Source organism: Streptococcus sp. ZY171113, from assembly GCF_057748235.1.
Genome location: NZ_CM173243.1, coordinates 75,991 through 100,265 on the forward strand (window position 1 = coordinate 75,991; position 24,275 = coordinate 100,265).

Sequence of the window (24,275 nt, forward strand, 5' to 3'; positions counted from 1 at the left end):
AACTGAGTAGGACAGCTTGCTCAGTTTTTTAGTTTATCAAGTTCCTCTTGCATTGTTTTCAAGAGTTGGGTTTCGTCAGTCATTTCCAACAAGGCAAGCCCCTTGTCAATCAAGTCTTGGTCATCACGACAAATCCCCAAGCGTATCTGGACAAAACCCAGTTGGTCATAGCGCTTGGTTTCCCGAGCGAGGTCTTCAATAATCAGGGTTATTCGTTCGCAGTCTGTCTTGCGATTGTTATAGAGGAAAATACTAGAAAGATTGGCGAGAAGGGCATATTTAATGTCGTTGATGTGATGGTAGCCCTTGTACTTTTCAAGGCTGACTAGTAGCTTATCTGTTGTTTCAGCAACGGTTTCAAGTGGAAAACTAAAGAGAATAGCGTTAACCAGTTGAAAATCTCGTTCATACCACTCATCTTGCTTGTCCAAGTAGTTCCAGATTTTCTTGGTCCTAGCCTGTAACTCCTCGGTCGGATTTACAAAACCGTCCTTCCTGACATTGATAAGAACAACAAGAATATCCAGTATTTTTTCAATGGGGACATCGTGATTGGTTTTCAAATAGTATTCACAGAGTTGGCGGACTTCTGTTAGTTCTTCAGTTCCCATTTTGAGGGTGGCGTCATATACTTTCTTAAAAATTTCCTGCCTCTTGCTAGGTTGATAGATGTTACAAATGTATTTGAATTCTTCCAAGCTCATATTGATTTGGTCTAACAAGAAGAGCATGTTTTCAAAGTTGGGAACAGCCTTATTCGCCTCAATCTTAGCGAGGGTTGTCCTGGAAATCTCATCACCGCAGACCTGGGCCTGGGTTAATCCCTTGGCCTTGCGAATCTCTTTATAAACTGACCCAAAATCCCAACGAATGCCCATAATCTTTCCTCCTAAAGAAAAAATGTGATTAAAGTGTACATTTTAACCGCTTACTTGTTTTATATTGTATCATAAAGACAAGAAAAGGAGGGAAACGAGATGAAAAAAGTTTTAATGGTTAAATTGATGACTTTCTCTATCCTGATTTTGCCAATTTTGCCCCTAGATTGTCCTTGGTGGACATGCCCCATTGGTGGTGGATAGGATAGATTGAACTGATAAAACAGAAAGGATAGGTGAGTCCGATGTACTGAGAAGATTTGAAGTTGTTGTCTATTACTAAATGATTTGCTATTGAAAAGGAGAATTTTATGTCTAAATTTAAGAAATGGTTTGCTGTGGGAGCACTGGCTTTGAGTTTGGGAACTGTTGTAGCACCGACGGTATCGGCTTATACCGTTGTCAAATCCTACCGTTATGATGTCAACAAGTTTACAGGTGGGCAGAGTAATTATCATGCTTACCAGCATATCGATGTTCCTAACTGGTCACGTTACAGTTGGTCTCAGCGTGTATTTATTAGTGATGGTTGGAACTTTAATCGTTATCAACACATTAATCATTACTCCGCCTACTGGTAATTAGGATCAACTAAGCTAGTGTGGCTAAGCACATTAGCTTAGTTAATGATCATAAAAGAGGTGTTCTATGCTGTCCATAAAAAATTTAACCATTGAAACTCGTCACCCAATTTTAACGGATTTTTCCTATGATTTTGAGCCAGGAAAGCTCTATGGCATCGTGGCAACCAACGGCTCTGGTAAAACAACTTTTTTCCGAACTTTGATGGGACTTTTGCCTGCTCGGTCGGGCACAGTAACGTGGACTGGAAGGAGTCAAAATCCCAAGCGTGATTTTTTTTATTACGAAACCTCGGAGTGGTTTGATGGGCATTTGTCTGGCTTAGACTACCTTCAGTTTATTAAAGATGAGTGGCAATCAAACGTTTCGATTGAAGAGGTAATTAGCCTCTGGGACATGTCTGACTACATCAAGGTGCCGATTAAGAAATATTCCTTGGGTATGAAACAACGGGTCTTGATTGCCATGTACCAAGTGAGCGGTGCCAAGTGCCTGATTATGGACGAAATCACCAATGGCTTGGATGAGACTAGTCGAAAGACTTTCTTTGACTGCCTTGACTACCTTAAGCAACAAGGGAAGTTGATTGTGTTATCGTCTCACTATCAGGAAGATATTGCAGAGCATTGTGACTATATTTTACGCTTGGCGAACCAAACGATGGAGGTTGATCACTTATGACTTATGCGACCTTTTTGTTTAAGCACATCTTGAAAAATAAATTGTCCTATCTGCCCCTTGTCCTCGTTCTGTTAGCCTGTCTTGGAACCTTGTTTTTGAACGCTCAGACCTATGAACAAAATAGCAGAGTTGCTCAGGCGCATGACAATATCGCTCGAAACACAGCCTTGATGAATGAGGCTGAGGAGCGATTGAAACAGCTTGAGCAAGGAACAGCAGAATATGACTCCTTGATAAAAAATATCCAAATTACTAAGGATAATTTGAAGCGTGAGAATCAGCTTTTGGAGGCCATTGAAACAGGCGATTGGGGTACGGTTTATGACACCGAAGCTAAGGTTTTAAGTGACTATTTAGAACTGAGTCAAGAACAAACAGAGAGTAGAGACCAATTGTTGGAGCAAGCCCTTGAACGTGATATTAAACTGTACAAGGAACTTCAAAAGGTTGATTTTACTTATGAAGATAGCCATTTGCCATCTACTGCCACCCAGTTCAGCCTCTCGCTTTTCCGCTACATTCTTCCTGCCCTGCTCCCAGTTGGCTTAGCCTATGTGCTGACCAACCTCTACGGCTCGGCCTATGAGGGTAGGCTGGATAAAAATCGGCTCTTGCCAGAATCCCTCTTGTCGGTGACCTTGAAAAATATTGCGGTGGGGAGCTCTTACAGCCTGCTGACCCTCCTAGCGATTTTAACCCCTGTGGTTCTGGTCAGCGGTTTTGCTTACGGCTGGGGAAATCTCAACTACCCAATTTTGTTTTACAGTCTGACGACCAAGGAAATGTATTTTTCAGCCATCGGTCAGGTGCTTGTGCCGACAATCACCCTTCATGCCCTGTCCCTGGTCTTTATGACGGTCTTGATTTACTTGATGACCATTTTGACCAAGAACAAGATGACAGCCCTCTTTATCTCAACGATCGTTCTACTTTCTGGCATTGCCTTGCCAAGTGTTCTGGCTCCTGTGTCAGCGGTGGCTCACCTGATTCCGACCACCTACGTCCGTAGTTTTGACATCACGACAGGCGTTTTCCAGCACGGCATTGAAAATTTTCAGGTTAACACAGGCTTGGGGATTGGGGTGCTGATTCTATCAACTCTTGGCCTGTTCCTGCTCTGCCTATTGGCCCAAAAACCAAAAAACAACCTAAGGATTACCGCCTAAAAGCAAGCCCTCCGCTTGCTTTTTATGTTATACTGATAGCATGAACACACTAAACCGTTGCAGCTGGGTCAAGCCCGGCAATCCCCTTTATGTGGCCTACCACGACCAGGAGTGGGGCCGCCCCCTCCACGATGACCACCGGCTCTTTGAGCTGCTCTGCCTAGAGACCTACCAGGCTGGCCTGTCCTGGGAAACCGTCCTCAACAAGCGTTCAGCCTTTGGCGCCGTCTTTCACGGCTACGCCGTGGCAAAGGTGGCCCAGATGACCGACCACGAGCTGGACAGCTTGCTTGCCAACCCATCCATCATTCGCCACAAGGCCAAGCTCTATGCAACCAGAACCAATGCCCAGGCCTTTTTACGGGTTCAGGCTGAGTTTGGTTCCTTTGCCAGCTACCTCTGGGACTGGGTGGACGGTCAACCCCTGGTCAATCAGGTGGCCGACTACCGTGACTTGCCCAGCCAGACCAACCTATCTCGAGCCCTGTCCAAGGACCTGAAAAAACGCGGTTTTGCCTTTGTCGGCCCGGTCTGTGTTTACTCTTTCTTGCAGGCATCTGGCCTCATCAACGACCATGAGAACACTTGTTTTGCAAAAATGCTCAACCATTACGAATAACTTACTAGGAGGACTGATGAAAGCAGAATTGATTGCCGTTGGGACCGAGATTTTGACCGGTCAGATTGTCAACACCAACGCCCAGTACCTGTCTGAGAAGATGGCAGAAATCGGAGTGGATGTCTATTTTCAGACGGCCGTTGGGGATAATCGGGAGCGGCTCTTGGCTGTGCTGGAGGTAGCTAAAAATCGGAGCGACTTGGTTATCCTCTGCGGTGGTCTGGGTCCGACCGAGGACGATTTGACCAAGCAGGTCTTGGCAGAGTTTTTAGGTCGGGACCTGGCGGTTGACCCAGAGGCCATGGCCAAGCTGGATGCCTTTTTTGCCAGCAGGCCTAGTTACCATCGAACCGCTAACAATGACCGCCAGGCAGAGCTGGTTGCGGGAAGTCAACCCCTGCTCAACCGGACAGGTCTTGCCGTTGGCGGCTGGCTGGAACAAGACGACGTGACCTATGTGGTCCTGCCTGGTCCGCCCAGCGAACTCAAACCCATGGTGGCTGAGCAACTGGTTCCCCTCTTGGCTCAAGGACAGACCCTCTACTCTCGGGTGTTACGCTTTTTTGGCATCGGCGAGAGCCAACTGGTGACGGTTTTGGCTGATTTGATTGCCAACCAGACTGACCCGACCATCGCCCCCTATGCCAAGACGGGCGAGGTAACCCTGCGGCTCTCAACCAAGAGCGACAGCCCTGAGGCTGCCCAGCACCGATTTGACCAGCTGGAGGCGGACATCCTGGCCCATCCTGGTTTGGCTGCCCACCTCTACGGCTACGGTGAGGGCAACTCCCTGGCCACGGTGGTGGCCGACCTGCTCAAGGAGCGAGGCCTGACCCTGACGGCTGCCGAAAGCCTGACTGGGGGCCTCCTTCAGGCTGCCCTGACCGACCAGGCTGGCAGCTCGGCTATTTTCCCCGGCGGCTTTGTGACCTATAGTCTGGAGCAAAAAGCCCAGATGCTGGGGCTTGACCCTGAGGCTTTGCGTGCCCATGGGGTGGTTTCTAGCTGGACGGCGGAAGCCATGGCAGAGCGGGCCAGACAGCTGACGGGAGCAGACCTAGCGATCTCCCTCACGGGTGTGGCAGGTCCAGAGGAGTTGGAGGGGCAGAGCGTCGGCACCGTTTTTATCGGCCTAGCCAGCCCAGCAGGCGTGACCAGCCGTCAAGTGACCATCGGAGACCGTGGTCGTCAGCACAACCGCCAGATCGCTGTCCTCCATGGCCTAAATCTGGTGCGACAGGCTTTATTATCTGAGGATTTTGGAGTATAATAGTAAGAACCTGTCGTCATCTCTCAGCACTCACCTGACGGGCTAGTCTTGCCTCACTCGTCGTCACAGTTTCTAGCCATACGGTCAGTATGCCTGCGAAACTGTTCCTCGATGGCGTCAACACTAGCTGCGTCAATTAAGCACTTCGATGATAACGACAGCTTCCGAATAGAAAAAGGAGACATCATGGCTAAAAAAACAAGTAAAAAACCAGTTGAAATCACCAAGAAATTTGGTGAGGAACGTGAAAAAGCCCTCAATGAAGCCCTCAAGTTAATCGAGAAGGACTTCGGTAAGGGGGCCATCATGAAACTGGGCGAACGAGCTGAACAAAAAGTTCAGGTCATGAGCTCAGGCTCGCTGGCGCTCGACATCGCTCTGGGTGCAGGCGGTTACCCTAAGGGCCGTATCGTGGAAATCTACGGGCCAGAGAGTTCTGGTAAGACCACGGTTGCCCTGCACGCCGTTGCCCAGTGTCAGAAAGAAGGCGGCATCGCAGCCTTTATTGACGCCGAGCATGCCCTTGACCCATTGTATGCCCAGGCTCTGGGTGTCAACATTGACGAGCTTCTCCTGTCTCAGCCTGACTCTGGTGAGCAGGGTCTGGAGATTGCGGGTAAACTGATTGACTCAGGGGCTATCGACCTGGTGGTTATTGACTCGGTAGCGGCTCTGGTGCCTCGTGCTGAGATTGACGGTGACATCGGTGATAGTCACGTGGGCCTCCAGGCTCGGATGATGAGCCAGGCCATGCGTAAACTGGGAGCCTCTATCAACAAGACCAAGACCATCGCCATCTTTATCAACCAGTTGCGGGAGAAGGTTGGGGTCATGTTTGGTAACCCAGAAACTACCCCTGGTGGACGGGCCCTCAAATTCTATGCCTCTGTCCGTTTGGATGTGCGTGGCACATCAAATAAGGTTGAAGGAACAGGTGACCGTAAGGGAGAAACCATTGGTCGTGAAACCAAGATTAAGGTCGTGAAAAACAAGGTTGCTCCGCCATTCAAGGAAGCCCTCGTGGAAATCATGTACGGGGAAGGCATTTCGCCGACGGGGGAACTCTTGAAAATTGCGACCGAGATGGACATCGTCAAAAAATCAGGTGCTTGGTACTCTTATAATGGCGAAAAAATCGGTCAAGGTTCTGAAAAAGCCAAGGACTTTCTCAAGGAGAATCCTGAAGCTTTTGCTGAGATTGACCGTAAGGTCCGTCTCCACTATGGGCTGATTGAACCAGCAGAGGGTGAAGAACTGCCAGTTATTGATGCAGATACTAGCAAGAAAAAAGTGGCGGATAAGAAGGCAGACAAAGCAGACGAGGACCAGGAAGAACTGGACCTGCTGGAGTTGGACCTTGACGACACTGATGACGTGGAGATTGATGACTAAAACAGTCCAGTGGACTGTTTTAGGTCGCTCCCCGAAAACGAGAAAGGAGCGAGAGTCCAGTGGACTGTTTTAGGTCGCTCCCCGAAAACGGAAAAGGAGCGAGAGTCCAGTGGACTGTTTTAGGTCGCTTCCCGAAAACGGAAAAGGAGCGAAAGTCCAGTGGACTGTTTTAGGTCGCTCCCCGAAAACGGAAAAGGAGCGAAAGCCCAATGGACTGTTTTAGGTCGCTCCCCGAAAACGGAAAAGGAGCGAAAGTCCAGTGGACTGTTTTAGGTCGCTCCCCGAAAACGGAAAAGGAGCGAAAGTCCAGTGGACTGTTTTAGGTCGCTCCCTTTCATTAGAACGTTCGTCATTTGCTGGAAAACAAGAAAATTTTCCTCAAAAGAGCTTCCTAAAATCAGTCCCAGGACCGACAACGATTGCTTTTAGTTTGTGCTATAATGGTAACATGAAGCCAATAGAAAGGTAGTGATGTGATGATTAAGATTTATACCATTTCGAGCTGTACCTCATGTAAAAAAGCCAAGACCTGGCTCAACGACCATAAACTGGCCTACAAGGAGCAAAATATCGGCAAGGAACCCTTGACTAGAGCTGAGATTTTGGACATTTTGTCTAAGACGGAGAGCGGTGTGGAGAGCATTATCTCTGCCAAAAACCGTTATGTTAAGGCCTTTGATTTTGATGTGGAGGACTTGAGTCTCAATCAAGTCATTGACTTGATTCTGGAGAACCCACGGATTTTGAAAAGTCCGATTTTGGTTGATGGCAAGCGGCTGCAAGTTGGCTATAAGGAAGATGATATTCGCATTTTCCTGCCGCGTGCGGTGCGTGATGTGGAAAACTCAGAAGCTCGCCTACGAGCGGCCTTTTAAGGCATGTTGGGACGAGGGCAAGGTTGCCCTCGTCCCTTGATTTTTGAGTGAGGTTCTTGAAAAAAAATCAAAAATCAGTTATAATAGGTAATAAAAGATAGAAAGCAGGTGGCGAAATGGGATTTACCGAAGATACTGTCCGTTTTAATCTTGATGATTACAATAAAAAGAATATCAGTGACACTCTGACAGCTGTTTATAGTTCCCTCAGTGAAAAGGGCTACCAGCCGATTAACCAGATTGTGGGCTATATTTTGAGTGGTGACCCTGCCTATGTTCCCCGTTATAATGACGCCCGTAACCAAATCCGTCAGTATGAGCGAGATGAATTGGTGGAAGAGCTGGTTCGCTTCTATCTTAAAGGAAACGGGATTGACGTAAAATGAGAGTCATGGGATTAGATGTCGGTTCAAAAACCGTCGGGGTTGCCCTCAGTGACCCGCTAGGCTTTACAGCTCAGGGGCTTGAAATCATTAGCATTGATGAGGGCAAGGAAGACTTTGGTTTGGAGCGCTTGGCAGAGCTGATTAAGTTGCACCAGGTGTCGAAGATTGTTATTGGCCTTCCAAAAAACATGAACAACAGCCTGGGTCCACGTGCAGAGGCCAGCCAAGCCTACGGGACCTTGGTAGCCGAGCGGTTTGGCCTGCCTGTTGATTACCAGGACGAGCGATTGACCACGGTTGAGGCTGAGCGGATGCTGATTGAACAAGCTGATGTTAGCCGCAATAAACGTAAAAAAGTCATTGATAAATTAGCAGCTCAGCTGATTTTGCAGAACTACCTTGATCGGTCGTTCTAAAATAGAAAAGGAGACAGATATGTCACATAACCACGAACATGACCACGATGTCATCACCCTTGTCGATGAAAACGGCAATGAAACCCTCTTTGAAATTCTCTTGACCATTGACGGTCGTGAGGAGTTCGGTAAGAACTACGTCCTCTTGGTGCCAGCAGGTGCTGAAGAGGACGAGGCTGGTGAAATCGAAATCCAAGCCTACTCTTACACAGAAAACGAAGACGGTACAGAAGGCGATTTGCAACCAATCCCTGAAGATTCAGATGCTGAGTGGGACATGATTGAAGAAGTCTTCAACAGCTTTATTGACGAAGAGGCCTAAGGTCTGTAAAACTGGAAACTTGTTTTCCGGTTTTTATTTTTTCTGAAAATGATTGTGATTTTCGAGAAAATATTTTCAGTTTTTTGATGATTAGGCTTTGCCTACTTGGGAGATTTTGCTATACTGGTAGGGAAGATATTTTGGGTTGCTAGGCAACCATGAAGGAAGTAAGACACGATGACTGATATGAGCAACTGGCGGGAGCCTGTTCGGCCTCAACGGGAGTTGAGTGAGTTTAAGCTGCCACTCTTGCACCGATTTTACCTCTTGGTTTGGGCCTTGCTGGTGTCTCTAGGATCTGTAGTTTATCATTTGGTTCCTAGCTTAAAAACTCCAGCTCAGTGGTTAGAAACTTATACGACCTGGTCCATGTTCCAAGGGGAGTTGCCCTACTTGGATACGGTGAGCCGTTCGGGAGTTTTCTATCAGGGTTTGGCGGCCCTCTCACAAGCTCTGGCTGGCCCCTACCTCTTTTTGGCGGTACAGGCTCTCTGCCTTTACTTGGCTGGGGTTTACCTTTATAAAATGGTGCTCTTTTTAACCCGAGAGAGGGCTCTGAGCCTGCAATTTGCGATTGGTTTTTACCTGCTACAACTAGCCTTTGGTCTCGGTGGTTTTTATCCGATTCAGTTGGCGAGTGCCTTTGTCTTGCTGGGGCTTTGGCTTCTGGTGACCGCCTATCACGGCCTAAGATCCGACGAAGTGTTTATCGCCTATGGTTTAGCTGCTGTTTTAGCCATTGGGTTTGAACCTCGAACCTGGCTATTTTGGCTCTTAGCCCTGGTCAACCTACTGGTGGTCAATGCCCGCCGCCGCCTCTGGGCCAGGGGCTTTTATCAGGTGTTGGCAATGCTCTTTGGTGGCATTTTATTGGCTTATCCAGCTGTTTACCTGATGGTAAACCTCCAGGTGCTTGGTCCTTATCTGAACCAAACCCTCTTTGCCCCCCTCCTGCTTGTCAGAGGCCAGTCCCTTTGGTTGTTTACAGGGCGATTGGCTGTTTTACTGGCTTCTGGCCTCCTGAGTGGCCTAGTCTTTCTACCTCGCTTTTTTGGGAAAATGGCCGAGCAGCAAGCCATTCTTATTCTCTTGACCCTATCTAGTCTGGCTTACCTGATGATTGGTTTGCTCAGCCCTGATTTAGGGTTCTCGGATTTGCTCTTGCTGGTGCCGTTTGCCTTGCTGTTGACTGCCCTGGCTTATTCTCCTGTCAAGGATGAAGGAGATGGCCTGCAACTGAGCCGAAAATCAAAGCAAATGGGTTCAGGTAAAGGCATTTTAGCAGGCTACCTCTTTTTCCCTCTGGTTGTCTTGGTCTTTGGATTGGCTCATGCTGCTTATCATCAGATGAGCCACCAGGCCTATTTTGCCCAGTCACAACAAGTTGCGACCTACCTGGCAGATAAAACCCTCTCGGGTGAATATTTGGTGGTTTGGGATGATAACGCCCAGGTTTATCAAGCGACCCAGACCCTGTCAGGAACCTCCCGACCTTTGGCTGTTTTTGGAGGCAAGGGTTCAGCTCAGGAAAATCTCTTTGTGGATGAGTTTTTGCAAGGCGGTTCCAGTTATGTCTTGGTTAACAAGTCGCTTCCTCTGCCAGAGGCGGTTCATCAGGAGTTGATGGCCCATTATAAACCCGTTACTCTGGAAGGCATCGACCTCTACACCCTTTACGAATTGGATTAAACATCAATATCTTGTGTCTGATGAAAAAACAGACCACAAGATATTGATTTTTTTGTCTAGTTGAGCTATAATTGAGAAAGACTTCACGTGAAAAAAATAACAAGATAGAGAAGAGGGATTGGCATGGGAGAGATCCTGTTGGTGAAACGAGACGGGCGATTAGAAGCCTTTGATGGCAACAAGATTTATCGGAGCTTGGCCTTGGCAGGGGGCTACTACCAGCTGGCCGATAGGGCCAGCCAGGAGGAGGTTTGGCGGGCAGTAACCGACCGAGTAACAGCTCTGCTATTGGCTTTGCCAGAATATGACCGCCAGACCAGTCGTTTGGCGGATCAGGTGGCTAGCGTGCTGCGGCAGTTGGGGCGACAGGAGTTGGCCCAGGCCTATGAGGGCTTTGGTCGAGGGGAGCGGGCTGGTTTTGAGCGGGCCCAGGACCTCAATCAGGCCCTGGCTGGTTTGGAGGCAGCGGATAGTCAGTTGGTGCATGAGAATGCCAACAAGGACGCTCGGGTCTTTAACACCCAGCGGGACCTGATGGCGGGGGCGGTGGCCAAGTGTCGGGGCTTGCGACTCTTGCCGCCAGCGGTCGCCAAGGCCCACTATAAGGGTATCCTCCACTTTCATGATTTGGATTATAGCCCCTACACGCCCATGACCAACTGCTGTTTGATTGATTTTGCGGGGATGCTGGCTCAGGGCTTTCGGATTGGCAACGCTGATGTGGAGCCGCCTCGGTCCATTCAGACGGCCACGGCCCAGATGTCTCAGATCATCGCCAACGTGGCGTCAAGTCAGTATGGGGGCTGCTCGGCCGACCGGGTGGATGAACTCTTGGCTCCTTATGCCCAGCTCAACTACGACAAGCATGTGGCTGAGGCGGGGAAATGGCTGAGCGGGGAAAATGTTACAGCCTATGCTCGGGAAAAGACCTGTAAGGACATTTACGATGCCATGCAGAGCTTGGAATACGAAATCAATACCCTCTTCAGTTCCAATGGCCAGACCCCATTTGTGTCTCTAGGTTTCGGGTTGGGAACCAGCTGGCTGGAGCGGGAAATTCAAAAAGCCATCCTGACCATCCGCATCAAGGGGTTGGGGCGGGAGGGGCGGACAGCCATTTTTCCAAAATTGATTTTCACCCTCAAACGGGGCTTGAATTTGGAGCCAGACAGCCCCAACTATGACCTCAAGCAACTGGCCCTGACCTGTGCCACCAAGCGAATGTACCCAGATGTTCTGTCCTACGACAAGGTGGTAGAGCTGACAGGCTCCTTCAAGGTACCTATGGGCTGTCGCTCCTTTTTGCAGGGCTGGACAGATGAGCAGGGCGGAGAGGTCAATTCTGGTCGAATGAATTTGGGGGTGGTGACCCTCAACCTGCCTCGGATTGCCTTGGAGGTCCTGGGTGACCAGGCCGTCTTCTGGCAACTTTTGGAGGAGCGGTTGGCGGTGGTCAAAGAAGCCCTGCTCTACCGCCTCAAGCGGGTCAAGGAAGCTCAGCCAACCAATGCTCCTATCCTCTACCAGCATGGGGCTTTTGGCCACCGCTTGGGGGCGGATGAGGCTGTTGACCAGGTCTTCAAGAACCGTCGGGCAACGATTTCTCTAGGCTACATCGGTTTGTACGAGGTGGCTGCCGCCTTTTATGGTGGGGACTGGGAGGCCAATCCGACTGCCAAGACCTTTACCCTAGACATCATTGGTCGGCTCAAGGCGGTCTGCCAGGCCTGGTCTGACCAATACGACTACCATTTTTCAGTCTATTCGACCCCGTCAGAGAGCTTGACTGACCGCTTTTGCCGGTTGGACACCGCCAAATTTGGCTCGGTAGAGGACATGACTGACAAGGGTTACTACACCAACTCTTTCCATTACGATGTTCGGAAAAATCCCAATCCCTTTGAGAAGCTGGCCTTTGAACAGGCCTACCCAGAGGCAGGGGCCACGGGTGGCTTTATCCACTACTGCGAATACCCTGTTCTCCAACAGAACCCCAAGGCCCTGGAGGCGGTCTGGGATTATGCCTACGACAGAGTGGGTTATCTGGGAACCAATACGCCCATTGACAAGTGTTACGCCTGTGGCTACGAGGGGGAATTTGACCCGACGGCCAGGGGCTTTCGTTGCCCAGCCTGCGGCAATACTGACCCCAAGACGGTGGATGTGGTCAAGCGAACCTGTGGCTACCTGGGCAATCCCCAGGCTAGGCCCATGGTGGCTGGTCGCCACAAGGAAATCACCGCCAGGGTCAAGCACATGAATGGGTCTAGTTTGTAGGCATCAGCTGATCAAGGAAATCATCCTGCCCAGCTCAGCTATTTCCCCAAAAAGGAAACTTGCGAGCGGGCCTGGAATATGGTAAGCTAGACAATAAACGCAAAAGGAGGCCAATATGGGCAAGTATCAACTCGACGACAAGGGAAAAGCACAGGTGACGAGGTTTCACGAGAAACATTCGACAGGGCAAAACGATAAGGCGGATAAGGTAAAAGACCTCAAGGCTCGTTTTGCTGCCAAGACCATCAAGAAGGGTTAGGCCATGAAGCTAGGGATTATCGGTATCGGGGGCATTAGCCAGAAGGCCTATCTGCCCTACATGCGGAGCTTGGCTGGGATTGAGTGGCACCTTTTTACCCGTAATCAGATGGTGCTGGCTGAAACGGCTGCCCTTTTTGGGCAGGCCACGACCTATACCAGCTTGGACGACCTCTTGGCCCAGCACCTAGATGGGGTCTTCATTCATGCCGCCACAGTAGCCCACGAGGAGCTGGCTAGCCAGTTTCTGAGCCGAGGCATTCCCGTTTACATGGACAAACCCCTGACCGAGGATTATGCGACGACCCGAAGCCTCTATCAGCTGGCTGATCAGCACCAGACCGTTCTCATGGCTGGATTCAACCGCCGCTTTGCCCCTCGGGTAGCCGAGCTGGCCAGCCTGCCCAACAAGACCAAGATTCGGGTGGAGAAAAACGACGTCAATCGCCCCAACGACTTGACCTTCAAGCTCTTTGACCTCTTCATCCATCCCTTGGACACGGCCCTGTTTTTGGCTAATGGCCGAGCGGTTGATGGGGACTTCCGTTACCAGCTGACCCTAGAGGGGAAACTACGTCAGGTTCAGGTGACCCTGGAAACCGACCAAGGGGAGCTGATTGAGGTGGGCATGAACCTGCAAGCAGGGTCTCGTCTGGAAATCATGGAGGTTCAGACCCCAGCAGGCACTTACCAGTTGGAAAACCTGGACCGCTTGACCAGCATTGTTGGCGATGACCAGACCACGAAACAGTTTGGTTCCTGGGACAGAACCCTCTACAAACGTGGCTTTGAGACAGCGGTGGACAGCTTTATCCAAGCTATCCAGACGGGGCAAAATCCAGTTGACCCAAGCAGTAGCCTGCTCAGCCATTGGCTCTGCCACCAAATCAACCAAGCAGGAGTAAGCAAGGGACAGCTGGACCTGACCCTGCCAGAATAGGGTGATTGTATGCAATTAAGGCGACCAACCGCCGCCGACCAGGCGGCCGTAGAAGAGATGATGGCGGAATTTTTGGCCACAGGTTCAGCCATTGCCGGTGGCTTTTGGGAGCCAGAGGGCTTTGACTACGCTGACTGGCTTCAGTACAATGCCGATGCCGAGCTGGGCCTCAATACCTCAGCCGAGTTCGTGCCAGCTGTCCAGTTTGTTTCCTTTGATGAGGAGGGACGGGCTCTGGGCTTCTTACACCTCCGCTTGCGGCTCAACGATTTTCTGCTGGAGCAGGGTGGCCATATCGGTTACTCTATCCGCCCCAGCCAGCGGGGCAAGGGCTACGCCAAGGAGCAGCTGCGGCTGGGCCTCTTGGAGTGCCCTCAGAAAAACATCCAGCGGGTGCTGATCACCTGTTCGGAGACCAATCCAGCCAGTCGGGCGACTATCCTCGCCAACGGCGGTGTTTTGGAAGATGTCCGTCAGGGAACTGAACGGTATTGGGTGGCGCTGGAAAAATCAATCTAGAAAAAGGAGGGGATCAAGGATGAATGTCATCATCGTTGCCTTTGGTGGAGGGCTTGGAGCGGTTTGTCGTTATGGCCTCAGCCTCTTGCCTTTCTCGTCAACCTGGTCTCTGGCCACCTTTTTGACCAACGTTTTAGGAGCTTTTGTGATGGGGCTGGTGATTGGCTTATCAGAAGAGCGAAAACTCCTATCACCAGACCTGACCCTCTTTTGGAAGGTGGGTTTTTGCGGTGGTTTTACCACCTTTTCTAGCTTTTCTTTAGAAACGGTGCGACTGGTGGATCAGCAAGCCTATAGTCTGACCCTGGTGTATAGCGTCAGCAGTATCCTGGCCTGCTTGATTGCCCTGATGTTTGGCAGGTATCTGGCTATGCGTACGGGAGGCCTGCGATGAACAACCCCAAACCACAAGAATGGAAAGCCGAAGAGCTCAGCCAGGGACGAATCATGGACTACAAGGCCTTTAACTTTGTCGATGGTGAAGGGGTGCGGTGTTCCCTCTACGTGGCCGGTTGCCCCTTCCACTGCGAGGGCTGTTACAACGTCGCCACCTGGAATTTCCGAGCAGGTGTTCCCTACACGTCCGAGCTAGAGGAGCAAATCATGGCTGACCTGAGCCAGCCCTATGTCCAAGGCTTGACCTTACTGGGAGGCGAACCTTTTCTCAACACAGGGATTTTGATTCCCCTGGTCAAGCGGGTGCGTGAGGAATTGCCTGACAAGGATATCTGGTCCTGGACAGGCTATACCTGGGAGGAGCTGATGTTGGAAACCCCAGATAAGCTGGAATTGCTCTCTTTAGTTGATATTTTGGTGGATGGCCGCTTTGACCGCACCAAACGAGACCTGACCCTGCAATTTCGAGGGTCATCCAACCAACGCATTATCGATGTGGCCAAATCCCTAGCCAGCCAGCAGGTGGTCATCTGGGAGAAATTGGTGCGGTGACTAGTCTGGCTAGGAGTGCTAGGGTTATCATTTAGTTTTCTGAAAAGTTTCAAAAAAACGGTTAAGCATACAAAAAAAGAGCCACCTGGCTCTTTTTGAGAACAATTTTCATTTTCTGTAAAAGTAGATATAAGTACTATCTGTTTGGGTTTTCCACCCAAAATCTCTTAGCAAATCCAAAGCTAAATAACCTAATACGATACCAGATAGATTTGTCATGACATCAATCACATCCGCTATTCCAAGATGAAAGAGATACTGAATGGTTTAAGGATATAAGTAAATTACCATAAAAAGGAGCTATTTTTGAAATGGATATAAAAAAGAAAATAGAATTTGACACACTAATTATTGTGCTTATTGACAGCGAAGTTATTGAACCAAATAATGTTCTAGCTTTTGACAAAGAAGGAGAATTAATATGGAAAATCAATGATATATTAAAAATTAAAAATCCAACGGGCATGGTTAATATTGTCAAAAAAAACAATTATATATTATCTGTAATATCTGATCTGAGTGTTCAATATGATATTGAGCTTAGTGAATTAAAAGTTGTTGATAAAATTTATTTGAGATAAAGAAGTATTGAGTATATAAAAATTTCTTATAAGGAATGTTGGCAGTTATCAACCTGGTTCTATAGGTCAGCTTCAACAAATGCAGGAAGTTGCGACAGCTTATAGCAATGCGGTTAATCACCTATCAAATCGTATTGATTTACAAGCTCCAGAAACAGATATTGAAACTATTCGACAAGAGTTTGAATCTGTTATTCAATCTATAAAAATTTAAAGGATTTGGTTGATGCTGGCTTTTTAATTTTTAGTCAACTTGTCAGACATAGACAAATCAGATTGGTAGGAAAAGTCTGCAAAAGTCAGCTAGCACAGGTTGTCCAGAGTTTTTGAGCATTGACCAGGCTGGCCTGATTAAAAAAGAGCCAGACGGCTCTTTTTTGTTAATCCACAGGTTTGACATAGACCAACTCCCTGTCGCTGGACAGGTCGGCTCGGTAGGCAAAGCCTGCAAAGGTCAGGTTTTTGAGTTGATCCAAGGTTTCCACAGCTTCCAGACAGGCTTGATTGAGGAGAAGCCCTCGCCCTTTCTTGGAAATGGTCGAATGGGTCTTGAGCTGGCCAGATTTTTCCTCGTGGAAACGAACGGTGATAAACCGCTCACGGATGGGCTTGGAAAAGATGTCCTCAAACTCGCTGGATAGCAGGGAAACCAGGGTGTCGTCAGCCGCTACCGCTGCATCATAGGCCTCCCGCCAGAAGGCTTTGAGGCCCTGTTCCTCAATCTTGATGGCCTGCTGAAAATCCAGGCGGTGGGGGGCAATCAGATGGTCGGCTGGCATGACCCCGTAGAGGGCCGAGGTAATCAAAACCCTCTCAGCCAGATAGGAACTGGTACGATCAGCCAGCTGGCGGTACATGAGGCCGTTAAAGAGCTGAACTGCAGGAGCAGTTTGGGCCCTACCAGCCACCAGGTCCTGCCAACGGCCCCATTCTTTGACGGCCGCATCAGGGCTAATCTTATAGAGCTTGGCCAGCTGGTCGCTGCTAAGTTGGCTGAGGGTTTGGGCAATGGCTGCCGCTTGCGAACTTGGTAGGGGTTGGGGAGCTTGTTTAGGAGCTATCATCTCCTTGGCGGTTGGGATTAGAAATTTCATACTTCTATTGTAAAGGCAAGTTTTTCCCCAGTCAAGTCAGACTTTCCCACAATTCTGTGGAAAAGTCCTGTGGATAATGTGGATAAGTCTGTTAATAAGGCTTGTTTTCTGGGCTTTTTCCCAACAGGTCCTGTGGATAACTAGACCAACTTGATGACAAAGCGAATGCCTAGACCATCCTCGATGAGGAGCTGGTCAGCCGTTTTTTCAAGGATAGTGACCTGGTGCTGCTCTGCCATTTCCCCCATACGAGCAAAAACGGCAGGGTCAAGCACCTCTAGGGTCAGGTAGGCTAGGCCAGGTTGGCCAGGGGTTCTGGCAGCCAAGTGGCGGCCGGCCCACTGGTTGACGGCCAGGTGGTGGTGGTAGGTGCCTGCCGCAATCCACGAAGCAGTCGGCATAGAGAACTTGTCCCCCATGCCAAAGAGGGTCTGGTAGAGCTGGGAGCTAGTGCTGGCGTCCTGAACGCTGAGGTGGACGTGGCCCATGCTGGTGCCAGCAGGCAGCAGGTAGGGGCCTTCCTGGTCTTGGCTGAGGGCCAAGAGGCCGTCAGCGTCCATGGCCTCAGTAACGCCGATAATGCGGCCATCGGCCTCGATCTGCCAGGTGTCCACAGGCTTGTCCTGATAGAGCTCGATGCCGTTGCCCTCGGTGTCGGCCAGGTAAATGGCTTCGCTGTAACCGTGGTCCGAAGCCCCTTGCAGGGGAACTTGGTTGACCAGCAGGTGGCGGAAATGTTGGGCCAGGCTCTCACGGCTAGGGTGGAGGATGGCCAGATGGTAGAGGCCATAAGTCCGTTCAGTCTCCTGGTCGGTCTGAATCAGGCGGACCAGGGGCTGGGCCAGGCCAGGAACCCCCAAATCCACCGTCCTGTCATCAGCTGACAAGACTTTCAGGCCAATGACCTGTTGGTAGAAGAGACTTTGGAGATCCAGATTGCGGACATTGAGGGCGACGGTGCCAAGTTGTAGGGGAGAATTGTAGGGCATGGGAGGCCTCCTTCTTGAGTTGATAGGACTATAATAACACTAATTAGTGACAAAGTAAAGCAGGAGGTTTTGGAGAATAGCCTCTCAATAATTTGTCGGTTGTTGTGCAAGACGCAGTGGTTGAGTGCTTCAAGGCGTTTGAGCCTTGGAGGTGGGAAATCCTGAGTTGCCTAGCAATTCTACCCCTAATTCGCTGATTTCATCAGCTGAACAGCCCTAACGATTGTGGCGAGCTTTGATCGCTCAATCTACCACCTCAAAGAGCCATTTTAGGCTGTTTGAGCGATTTGGGGGTGGGAGTGAAACAGTCTGGGAGACTGTTTCAGCCCGAGCTATAAAAACGAGAGGAGTGAGGGAAAATCGAACCCTTTGCCCCACTCCCATTTCTCCAAAAAGAAAAAGCCCGCCAAGGGGCAGGACTAGACAAAAAGCAAGAGGCTGAGGGCCATGACAGTCATACCAGCAATCAGGCCGTAGATGGACAGGTGGTGTTCGCCGTACTCATGGGCGGCCGGCAGGAGCTCGTCCAGGGAGATGAAGACCATGATGCCTGCCACGCTGGCAAAAATCATGCCGTAGACCATGTCGTTCATGACTGGCATGAGCAGGAACCAGCCCACCAGAGCCCCTATGGGTTCAGCCAGCCCAGACAGGAAGGAGTAGGCAAAGGCCCGCTTTTTGGAGCCTGTCGCCTGGTAAATGGGGACGGAGACTGCCATGCCTTCGGGGATGTTATGGATGGCGATGGCCACCACGATGGGAATAGCCAGCTTGGGGTCTTGCAGGGCCGAGACAAAGGTGGCCAAGCCCTCAGGGAAGTTGTGGATGGCGATGGCTAGAGCAGTCATCAGGCCCATCCGCATGAGGCGTTTGGGGTTGTCGTCAAGGGTCTTGATTTCATGCGGGTTTTCCTCGCTGGGAATCAGTTTGTCAATCAGGGCAATCAGAACGATGCCTCCGAAGAAGCTGGCCGCCGTGGCCCAGCTCCCTAGCTTATCCCCCAGCTCATGGCTGAGAAATTCCTGAGCTTTGGGAAAGATTTCCACAAAGGAGACATAAATCATGACCCCAGCCGAAAAGCCCAGGCTGACGGAGAGGAATTTTTTGTTGTTGCTGTCGGTGACAAAGGCAATCAGGCTGCCGATACCGGTGCTGAGGCCAGCAATGGCCGTCAGTAGAAATGCCATGAGAAGGTTATTGGTCATCTGTTTTCCTATCATTTACTGTAATGTTTCCAATATAAAGAAAAAAACTTAACTTGTCAAGGTTTGGTGGCAAGAGGGCACGCCGTACGCATGAAGAAAATGCATGCAACTATCTTTTTAGTTACATGCATTTTCAGAAATTATCTTGAAAACACCTCGATATTTGGTACTATTCTATCCATCTCACGGAAATTATACCAAAATTTTCATCTAAAAAGTGCAACACTTCTCTGAAAAATTGTTTTCTGAAATCGTCGTTTTCTTCATGCGTTTGTCCTAGGACGATGGGTAGGAGAGGGAAGGGTAGGATTTCTTTTGTATAGATTTCAGAAATTTTTCTGAAAATATACCTTGACCAAGTCCATTCAGACACACAAAAAGCCAGCGAGAGCTGGCCGTCAGTTTCAAGCAAAAGAAAAAAGCTGTATTGGTACCGATGATTCACGTTTTGTATTGAACCCGCACACTAAGGTAAGGGGGGTAACATGTGTCCAACTTAGTTGCTTCTGGGTGGGCCAGCTTGCATACTGTTGAACAGTCCTCGTTTCCCAAAAAATACAAAAAATAGTCGGTCAACACTTGGAAGTGAATTCGTATACCACAGCCATTTCTTATGATTCTATAATACCAAAAATCTGGCAAAAGTCAAGCCTTTTTATGCAACCGTTCCCAATTTTTTGAACCTATCCCAAAATCAGCAAGAGAAGGAGGGTCAGAAGGGCTGGTCCGCCCTGGGTGAGAAGGATTTTTGGACTGGAGGTCAGGGCGCCATAAGTGGTCACACCAGCCACAAACAGGGCAAAGAGGGTGACCAGTTCGCGGTTGCCGGTCACCAGGCCGTAGCCCATTGCCAGGGCCAGCCCCAGATTGTAGGCCCCTTGGTTTTTGAAGAGGGTGATGACCATCGGATTGGCCTGATTGGCCTCGCTCAGGCCAAAAACCTTGGCCGTCTGCCTGGACTGAGGCACCAGGCTCTCCAGATAAAAGATGTAGAGGTGCTCTAGGGCCACAAGACTGGCCAGAACCATCGTGATTGGGTGCATTTAGGGGGTCTCCTTTAGTTGGGCTTGGCCTTGCGGCGGTCGATGGCCTCCTTTACCACAGCCATTTCTTATGATTCTATGATACCAAAAATCTGGCAAAAGTCAAGCCTTTTTATGAAACCGTTCTCATATTTTTTTGCGACGGTCGATGGCCTCCTTGATTTGGCCCAGTGCCCGCTCGTATTTGCCCGTATCGTTTGGGTCAAAATAGCTGGCGCTTTTGAGGCGGTCTGGCAGGTACTGCTGGTCCACCCATTTTTCAGGATAGTCATGGGGGTAGCGGTAGTTTTGGGCGTTGCCCAGTTCCTTGCTGCCAGCGTAGTGACCGTCTCTCAGGTGTTTAGGGATGGGGAGGTGGCCAGAGGCGCGCAAGTCAGCTAGGGCAGCGTCCATGGCCAGGTAGGCCGAATTAGACTTGGGTGACAGGGCCAGGTCGATAACTACGTTGGCAATCAGGATGCGGGCCTCAGGAAAGCCGATTTTCTGGGCGGCTTCGAGGGCGGTTACGGTATGAATCTGGGCATCAGGATTAGCCAGGCCGATGTCCTCATAGGCGATGACAATCAGCCGTCTGGCCAGACTTGGCAGGTCACCAGCCTCAACCAATCGGGCGGCGTAGTGGAGGCTGGCATTGACGTCGCTGCCTCGGATGGATTTTTGCAGGGCAGACAGGACATCGTAGTGGCCGTCCCCATCCTTATCCATGGTGATATAGGATCGTTGCAGGCTGTTTTCCATGGTGTCCAAACTGATGTGGCGACTGCCTTCCTCATCAGGCTGGGTGGACAGCACCGCCAGTTCCAGGGAGTTGTAGGCTGATCTCAAATCCCCGTTGGTGCTGGTGGCGATAAAATCGACTGCCTGCTCTGCTATGGTCACCGGAAAATCAAACCCGCGAGGGTCCTCTAAAGCCTGAGTAACGGCCAGCTTAATCTGGTCGGTGGTCAGGGGCTCCAGCTGGAAAATCTGGACCCGGCTGCGAATGGCGGGCGTGACCGAGAAAAAGGGGTTCTCGGTGGTCGCCCCAATCATGGTGATTTGGCCGCTTTCAAGGAGGGGCAGGAGAAAGTCCTGCTTGGTCTTGTCCAGGCGGTGAATCTCATCCAGCAAGAGGACCAAACCGCCTGAAAACTTGGCCTCCTCAGCAATCTCTTGCAGGCGTTTTTTGCTGTCGGTGGTGGCGTTGAAGGTCCGAAAGGCGTACTTGGTGGTGCCAGCGATGGCTGATGCGATGGAGGTTTTACCGATGCCGGGCGGGCCGTAGAGGATCATGGAGGAGAGGAGCTCGGCCTCCACCATGCGGCGGATGATTTTGCCAGGACCAACCAGGTGGTCCTGACCGATGACCTGGTCAATGGTTTGGGGGCGCAGGCGAATGGCGAGATTGTCAGGCATGGGGTGTCCTTTCTAGTCCCAGTTGATGGTGATGCCGAGACCGATTTGGTCTGCGAAACGAAGGAGGACGCGTTTTTTGTCGGCTGTGGAGAGGTTATTGTAAACATGGATGTTTTGGGCGACAGGGGAGGTTAGCCTCATGCCTGATTTGTCAAAGCGTTCTAAGCTACCTAGCAAGAAGCGTCCATTTGGCTCGCCTTTGATAACGAGCTCTAAGACTTTTTCAGAGTAAGTTGGAGATTTGACAAGGTAGCTGAAAAGATTGACATAGCAGGCTGTTGGATTTTTCCCCGAAATAATCTGACCATCAGCTAGTTTGATGGTGTAGTCCTGCAAGGAATTTGTGCTGTTCTCTGTTTCTTGTTCGCTTGAGGAAAAGTCAAAGAGTGGAATATTAGCGACGTCTTCTAAGACATTTTGAGTGATGTTCCAGAGGTTTTCGGCATGAATTTTGCTGATTTTATCAATCCATGACGAATTGCCTTGTGTGGCATTTTCTAGCTCAAAACCTGCATCTCGAAACTCTTTGATGAGGAGGGTTTCCAAATAGTCTAGTTGCGATTTATCCAAATGCCCGTCTTCTCGTCCGAAAAAGATGACTTGGTTCCACCAGTCTTTCTCCTTATAGTGTTGGTAAAGTCTAGTGTAAACCGAAGTGGCGGCTTGACCGATGTAACGTTTCTGTTCACCAATGAGAATATAGAGACCTGCTTTTTGTGCTTCCGACAGTTGTTTGAGGGCGTTGAGGTCTGAGCGATGAGCGACAGTGACCACTGCAGGTTCCTTAGTATAGACGGTGATGTTGTCTTGGCCGTTATCTGCCACGATAATGGTGTGTTGAACCATGTGTTTTCTCCTTATCTTTTCTCCTATTATAGCAGAAAACACAGCCAGTTGGCTGTGCTGGGCATTAGTCGTAGGTCATTGTAACCGTTTCAGAGGATTGTCGCATGGCTTGTACGGCCTCATATTCTTCGCGGTATTGCTCCAGCGTTTCTTCTGAAAAGTAGGCGGGGTTGAGGCTGTGGACGAAGTTGTTAAGGGAGAAGAAACCACCCTGGATGTCTAGTGAATGGTCAGTGATCCGAAAAGGAATAGAAGACCAATCATCTGCCTTGAACGGTGCCAAAATCTTTTGGTTAAAGTCTGTTAGGTCTTTATTGATATTTTCTAGCATGGATTTCAGAGCATCCCGAAAGTTCTCCTTGTCTGAAACCAACTCGTTCAGGGTGACGAGATTCCCCTGATGATTAAGGTGGATGGTTTTAAGAAAGTCTTCTTGTTCAAGAACGACAGCGATTCCATTTGTTCGGTAGGTGCGTTTCATCAAATCGTAGCTGTCCACATCTTTTAGTGTATTCTCTACTGTTTGGGGATAGAAAACCACCCATTCTTGCTCTAGCCAACCCAGTTTTCCTGGCTCGGCCGCATCAATATAGGGCTCCAAGTGTTGGTGAATACCTGCCTTATCGATGCCTTGGCTGAGAAAGAGGACATGATAGCGATCAGAACTGTTGCTGTTGTTTTCGCCGATGGCATCAATCGCTGGAACATCGTCGATAACAGCTAGGTTTAAGGTGTGAAATTCTTGGTTGAAAGCCCTGCTTTGCAGCTGTCTTAGCCCCCAGACTGCTAGCCCTGTTAGAAGAAACAGGCTAGTCAAAGCGATTAACCATTGTCTCTGTTTCATAAAAACACCTCCTTTTCTTCATTGTAGCATGTTTTACAACAAAAAGAAAGCGATATCAATTATCGAAATTAAAGAGTTTTCTCAGTTAGATGTGTAAGAGAAGCCTCTTGGCATGGTATAATAGAAGGATAAAACGATGAAGAAGGAGGACCAGGTGATGATTGACGTGAAGGTATCGGAGTTACAGGCTTATTTAGCCAATCATTATGGTGACAGGGTTAGTGAGCAAAGCCTGTTTATGAAATTAGTTGAGGAAGTCGGTGAAGTCGCTGAGGTTCTGAATCAACGAGCTGGTCGAAAGGCCTCCGATGGCTCTGACTTGTCAATTCCATTAGCCGAGGAATTGGCAGACGTCATTCACTATACTGTTGCCCTAGCAGCAGTCAGCGGGATTGACTTGGCTGAGACCATTTTATCAAAAGATGAACGATCGTCAATCAAGTATGGTCGTGACCAGAACCTAGGAGCATTTTTAAAGCAACAAACTAGCCACTCATCACTTGACAAGCTCAGCTAAACCTGTCATAATAAGGGGGAAAGATGGTAGCCGTTAACCATGCGTTAACGCTAAAAGGCCCCCGATGTTGCTGCATCAGGGGTTTTTCTATTACTAGCCTAGGCTAGTAAAGTGAGTTTACCGCTTAAACCACTTGTCCAGCCAATAATTGAGCAAATACTCAATCAGGACGGATAAAATAGTGGCGGCGATAAAAATGATGGTAGCCTTAACCATAGTCCTTACCTCCTTTCCAGGCGGTATGGGTTAACGCCATGGCTATTATAGCATAGAGAAGTCAGTAGTCACAAGAACGGACAGCTGTCTAGTATGTCGTGGCAATAGATTAGCTAGCCGCTCATCACTTGACAAACCTAGCCAATCCTGTCATAATAAGGGGGAATAGGATAATGGCTTTACCATACGGTAACGCTAAAAAGCCCCCGATGTTCCAGCATCAGGGGTTTTTCTATTACTAGCCTAGGCCAGTAAAGCGAGTTTATCGCCTAAACCACTTGTCCAGCCAATAATTGAGCAAATACTCAATCAGGACAGATAGGATGG

27 protein-coding genes and 1 other RNA gene are annotated in these 24,275 nt (G+C 49.5%); 19 read left to right on the forward strand and 9 right to left on the reverse strand.

Annotation, left to right across the window (positions count from 1 at the left end):
* Nucleotides 1-20 precede the first annotated feature (20 nt).
* Nucleotides 21-872, reverse strand: coding sequence for a helix-turn-helix domain-containing protein (locus AC3ARB_RS00445; RefSeq protein ID WP_488321510.1), 852 nt, complete (start codon nucleotides 870-872; stop codon nucleotides 21-23).
* A 317-nt stretch (nucleotides 873-1,189) separates the two neighbouring features.
* Between AC3ARB_RS00445 and AC3ARB_RS00450 the strand changes: the two genes are divergently transcribed.
* From AC3ARB_RS00450 to AC3ARB_RS00535, 18 genes are all read left to right on the forward strand, one after another.
* Nucleotides 1,190-1,459, forward strand: a complete 270-nt coding sequence (locus AC3ARB_RS00450) for a hypothetical protein (RefSeq protein WP_488320633.1) — start codon at nucleotides 1,190-1,192, stop codon at nucleotides 1,457-1,459.
* Nucleotides 1,460-1,526: 67 nt separating this feature from the next.
* The gene (locus tag AC3ARB_RS00455) at nucleotides 1,527-2,141 is read left to right on the forward strand and encodes an ABC transporter ATP-binding protein (protein ID WP_488320634.1); all 615 of its coding nucleotides are present in this window, start codon (nucleotides 1,527-1,529) and stop codon (nucleotides 2,139-2,141) included.
* A complete protein-coding gene (locus tag AC3ARB_RS00460; protein WP_488320635.1) occupies nucleotides 2,138-3,307 on the forward strand; it encodes an ABC transporter permease in 1,170 nt (389 codons plus the stop codon). The genes AC3ARB_RS00455 and AC3ARB_RS00460 overlap by 4 nt, the downstream gene beginning before the upstream one ends.
* Before the next feature lie 40 nt (nucleotides 3,308-3,347).
* Complete coding sequence (locus tag AC3ARB_RS00465; RefSeq protein WP_488320636.1) at nucleotides 3,348-3,926, forward strand: DNA-3-methyladenine glycosylase I; 579 nt, start codon at nucleotides 3,348-3,350, stop codon at nucleotides 3,924-3,926.
* Between the two features lie 16 nt (nucleotides 3,927-3,942).
* Nucleotides 3,943-5,196, forward strand: a complete 1,254-nt coding sequence (locus AC3ARB_RS00470) for a competence/damage-inducible protein A (RefSeq protein WP_488320637.1) — start codon at nucleotides 3,943-3,945, stop codon at nucleotides 5,194-5,196.
* 186 nt (nucleotides 5,197-5,382) lie between these two features.
* On the forward strand, nucleotides 5,383-6,588 hold the full coding sequence (gene recA, locus AC3ARB_RS00475) for a recombinase RecA (RefSeq protein WP_488320638.1): 1,206 nt from the start codon (nucleotides 5,383-5,385) through the stop codon (nucleotides 6,586-6,588).
* A 476-nt stretch (nucleotides 6,589-7,064) separates the two neighbouring features.
* Nucleotides 7,065-7,463 carry a transcriptional regulator Spx gene (gene spx / locus AC3ARB_RS00480; protein ID WP_488320639.1) on the forward strand — a complete coding sequence of 133 codons (399 nt, stop codon included), beginning with the start codon at nucleotides 7,065-7,067 and terminating at the stop codon, nucleotides 7,461-7,463.
* 116 nt (nucleotides 7,464-7,579) lie between these two features.
* The gene (locus tag AC3ARB_RS00485) at nucleotides 7,580-7,849 is read left to right on the forward strand and encodes an IreB family regulatory phosphoprotein (RefSeq protein ID WP_488320640.1); all 270 of its coding nucleotides are present in this window, start codon (nucleotides 7,580-7,582) and stop codon (nucleotides 7,847-7,849) included.
* On the forward strand, nucleotides 7,846-8,265 hold the full coding sequence (gene ruvX, locus AC3ARB_RS00490; RefSeq protein ID WP_488320641.1) for a Holliday junction resolvase RuvX: 420 nt from the start codon (nucleotides 7,846-7,848) through the stop codon (nucleotides 8,263-8,265). The genes AC3ARB_RS00485 and ruvX overlap by 4 nt, the downstream gene beginning before the upstream one ends.
* A gap of 19 nt (nucleotides 8,266-8,284) precedes the next feature.
* Entirely contained in the window at nucleotides 8,285-8,587 is a 303-nt protein-coding gene (locus AC3ARB_RS00495) for a DUF1292 domain-containing protein (RefSeq protein WP_488320642.1), read from the forward strand.
* A gap of 177 nt (nucleotides 8,588-8,764) precedes the next feature.
* Nucleotides 8,765-10,276 (forward strand): hypothetical protein, encoded by a 1,512-nt coding sequence (locus tag AC3ARB_RS00500; protein WP_488320643.1) that lies wholly within the window; start codon nucleotides 8,765-8,767, stop codon nucleotides 10,274-10,276.
* 123 nt (nucleotides 10,277-10,399) lie between these two features.
* Nucleotides 10,400-12,553, forward strand: coding sequence for an anaerobic ribonucleoside-triphosphate reductase (gene nrdD, locus AC3ARB_RS00505; RefSeq protein WP_488320644.1), 2,154 nt, complete (start codon nucleotides 10,400-10,402; stop codon nucleotides 12,551-12,553).
* 115 nt (nucleotides 12,554-12,668) lie between these two features.
* On the forward strand, nucleotides 12,669-12,812 hold the full coding sequence (locus tag AC3ARB_RS00510; RefSeq protein WP_488320645.1) for a hypothetical protein: 144 nt from the start codon (nucleotides 12,669-12,671) through the stop codon (nucleotides 12,810-12,812).
* Nucleotides 12,813-12,815: 3 nt separating this feature from the next.
* Nucleotides 12,816-13,751 carry a Gfo/Idh/MocA family protein gene (locus AC3ARB_RS00515; RefSeq protein ID WP_488320646.1) on the forward strand — a complete coding sequence of 312 codons (936 nt, stop codon included), beginning with the start codon at nucleotides 12,816-12,818 and terminating at the stop codon, nucleotides 13,749-13,751.
* Between the two features lie 9 nt (nucleotides 13,752-13,760).
* Nucleotides 13,761-14,270, forward strand: coding sequence for a GNAT family N-acetyltransferase (locus AC3ARB_RS00520; RefSeq protein WP_488320647.1), 510 nt, complete (start codon nucleotides 13,761-13,763; stop codon nucleotides 14,268-14,270).
* A 19-nt stretch (nucleotides 14,271-14,289) separates the two neighbouring features.
* On the forward strand, nucleotides 14,290-14,664 hold the full coding sequence (gene crcB, locus AC3ARB_RS00525) for a fluoride efflux transporter CrcB (RefSeq protein ID WP_488320648.1): 375 nt from the start codon (nucleotides 14,290-14,292) through the stop codon (nucleotides 14,662-14,664).
* A complete protein-coding gene (gene nrdG / locus AC3ARB_RS00530) occupies nucleotides 14,661-15,218 on the forward strand; it encodes an anaerobic ribonucleoside-triphosphate reductase activating protein (protein ID WP_488320649.1) in 558 nt (185 codons plus the stop codon). Before crcB ends, nrdG begins: the two co-directional genes overlap by 4 nt.
* A gap of 311 nt (nucleotides 15,219-15,529) precedes the next feature.
* Nucleotides 15,530-15,799 carry a DUF7957 family protein gene (locus AC3ARB_RS00535; protein WP_488320650.1) on the forward strand — a complete coding sequence of 90 codons (270 nt, stop codon included), beginning with the start codon at nucleotides 15,530-15,532 and terminating at the stop codon, nucleotides 15,797-15,799.
* A 380-nt stretch (nucleotides 15,800-16,179) separates the two neighbouring features.
* On the opposite strand, the gene yaaA is transcribed toward AC3ARB_RS00535, so the two are convergent.
* The 8 genes from yaaA to AC3ARB_RS00575 form a co-directional block, all read right to left on the reverse strand.
* Entirely contained in the window at nucleotides 16,180-16,893 is a 714-nt protein-coding gene (yaaA, locus tag AC3ARB_RS00540; RefSeq protein ID WP_488320651.1) for a peroxide stress protein YaaA, read from the reverse strand.
* Nucleotides 16,894-17,033: 140 nt separating this feature from the next.
* Nucleotides 17,034-17,882 (reverse strand): VOC family protein, encoded by an 849-nt coding sequence (locus AC3ARB_RS00545; protein ID WP_488320652.1) that lies wholly within the window; start codon nucleotides 17,880-17,882, stop codon nucleotides 17,034-17,036.
* Nucleotides 17,883-18,301: 419 nt separating this feature from the next.
* The gene (zupT, locus tag AC3ARB_RS00550; RefSeq protein ID WP_488320653.1) at nucleotides 18,302-19,087 is read right to left on the reverse strand and encodes a zinc transporter ZupT; all 786 of its coding nucleotides are present in this window, start codon (nucleotides 19,085-19,087) and stop codon (nucleotides 18,302-18,304) included.
* A 415-nt stretch (nucleotides 19,088-19,502) separates the two neighbouring features.
* A non-coding RNA gene (gene ssrS / locus AC3ARB_RS00555) (6S RNA) lies at nucleotides 19,503-19,697 on the reverse strand.
* A 73-nt stretch (nucleotides 19,698-19,770) separates the two neighbouring features.
* Nucleotides 19,771-20,130, reverse strand: a complete 360-nt coding sequence (locus tag AC3ARB_RS00560) for a DUF1304 domain-containing protein (protein WP_488320654.1) — start codon at nucleotides 20,128-20,130, stop codon at nucleotides 19,771-19,773.
* A gap of 126 nt (nucleotides 20,131-20,256) precedes the next feature.
* The gene (locus AC3ARB_RS00565; RefSeq protein WP_488320655.1) at nucleotides 20,257-21,525 is read right to left on the reverse strand and encodes a replication-associated recombination protein A; all 1,269 of its coding nucleotides are present in this window, start codon (nucleotides 21,523-21,525) and stop codon (nucleotides 20,257-20,259) included.
* A gap of 12 nt (nucleotides 21,526-21,537) precedes the next feature.
* On the reverse strand, nucleotides 21,538-22,371 hold the full coding sequence (locus AC3ARB_RS00570) for a GIY-YIG nuclease family protein (protein WP_488320656.1): 834 nt from the start codon (nucleotides 22,369-22,371) through the stop codon (nucleotides 21,538-21,540).
* Nucleotides 22,372-22,435: 64 nt separating this feature from the next.
* Entirely contained in the window at nucleotides 22,436-23,215 is a 780-nt protein-coding gene (locus tag AC3ARB_RS00575; RefSeq protein WP_488320657.1) for a hypothetical protein, read from the reverse strand.
* A gap of 157 nt (nucleotides 23,216-23,372) precedes the next feature.
* Here AC3ARB_RS00575 and AC3ARB_RS00580 point away from each other — a divergent pair, with 157 nt between their 5' ends.
* Nucleotides 23,373-23,732, forward strand: a complete 360-nt coding sequence (locus AC3ARB_RS00580; protein WP_488321511.1) for a MazG nucleotide pyrophosphohydrolase domain-containing protein — start codon at nucleotides 23,373-23,375, stop codon at nucleotides 23,730-23,732.
* Nucleotides 23,733-24,275: the final 543 nt, after the last annotated feature.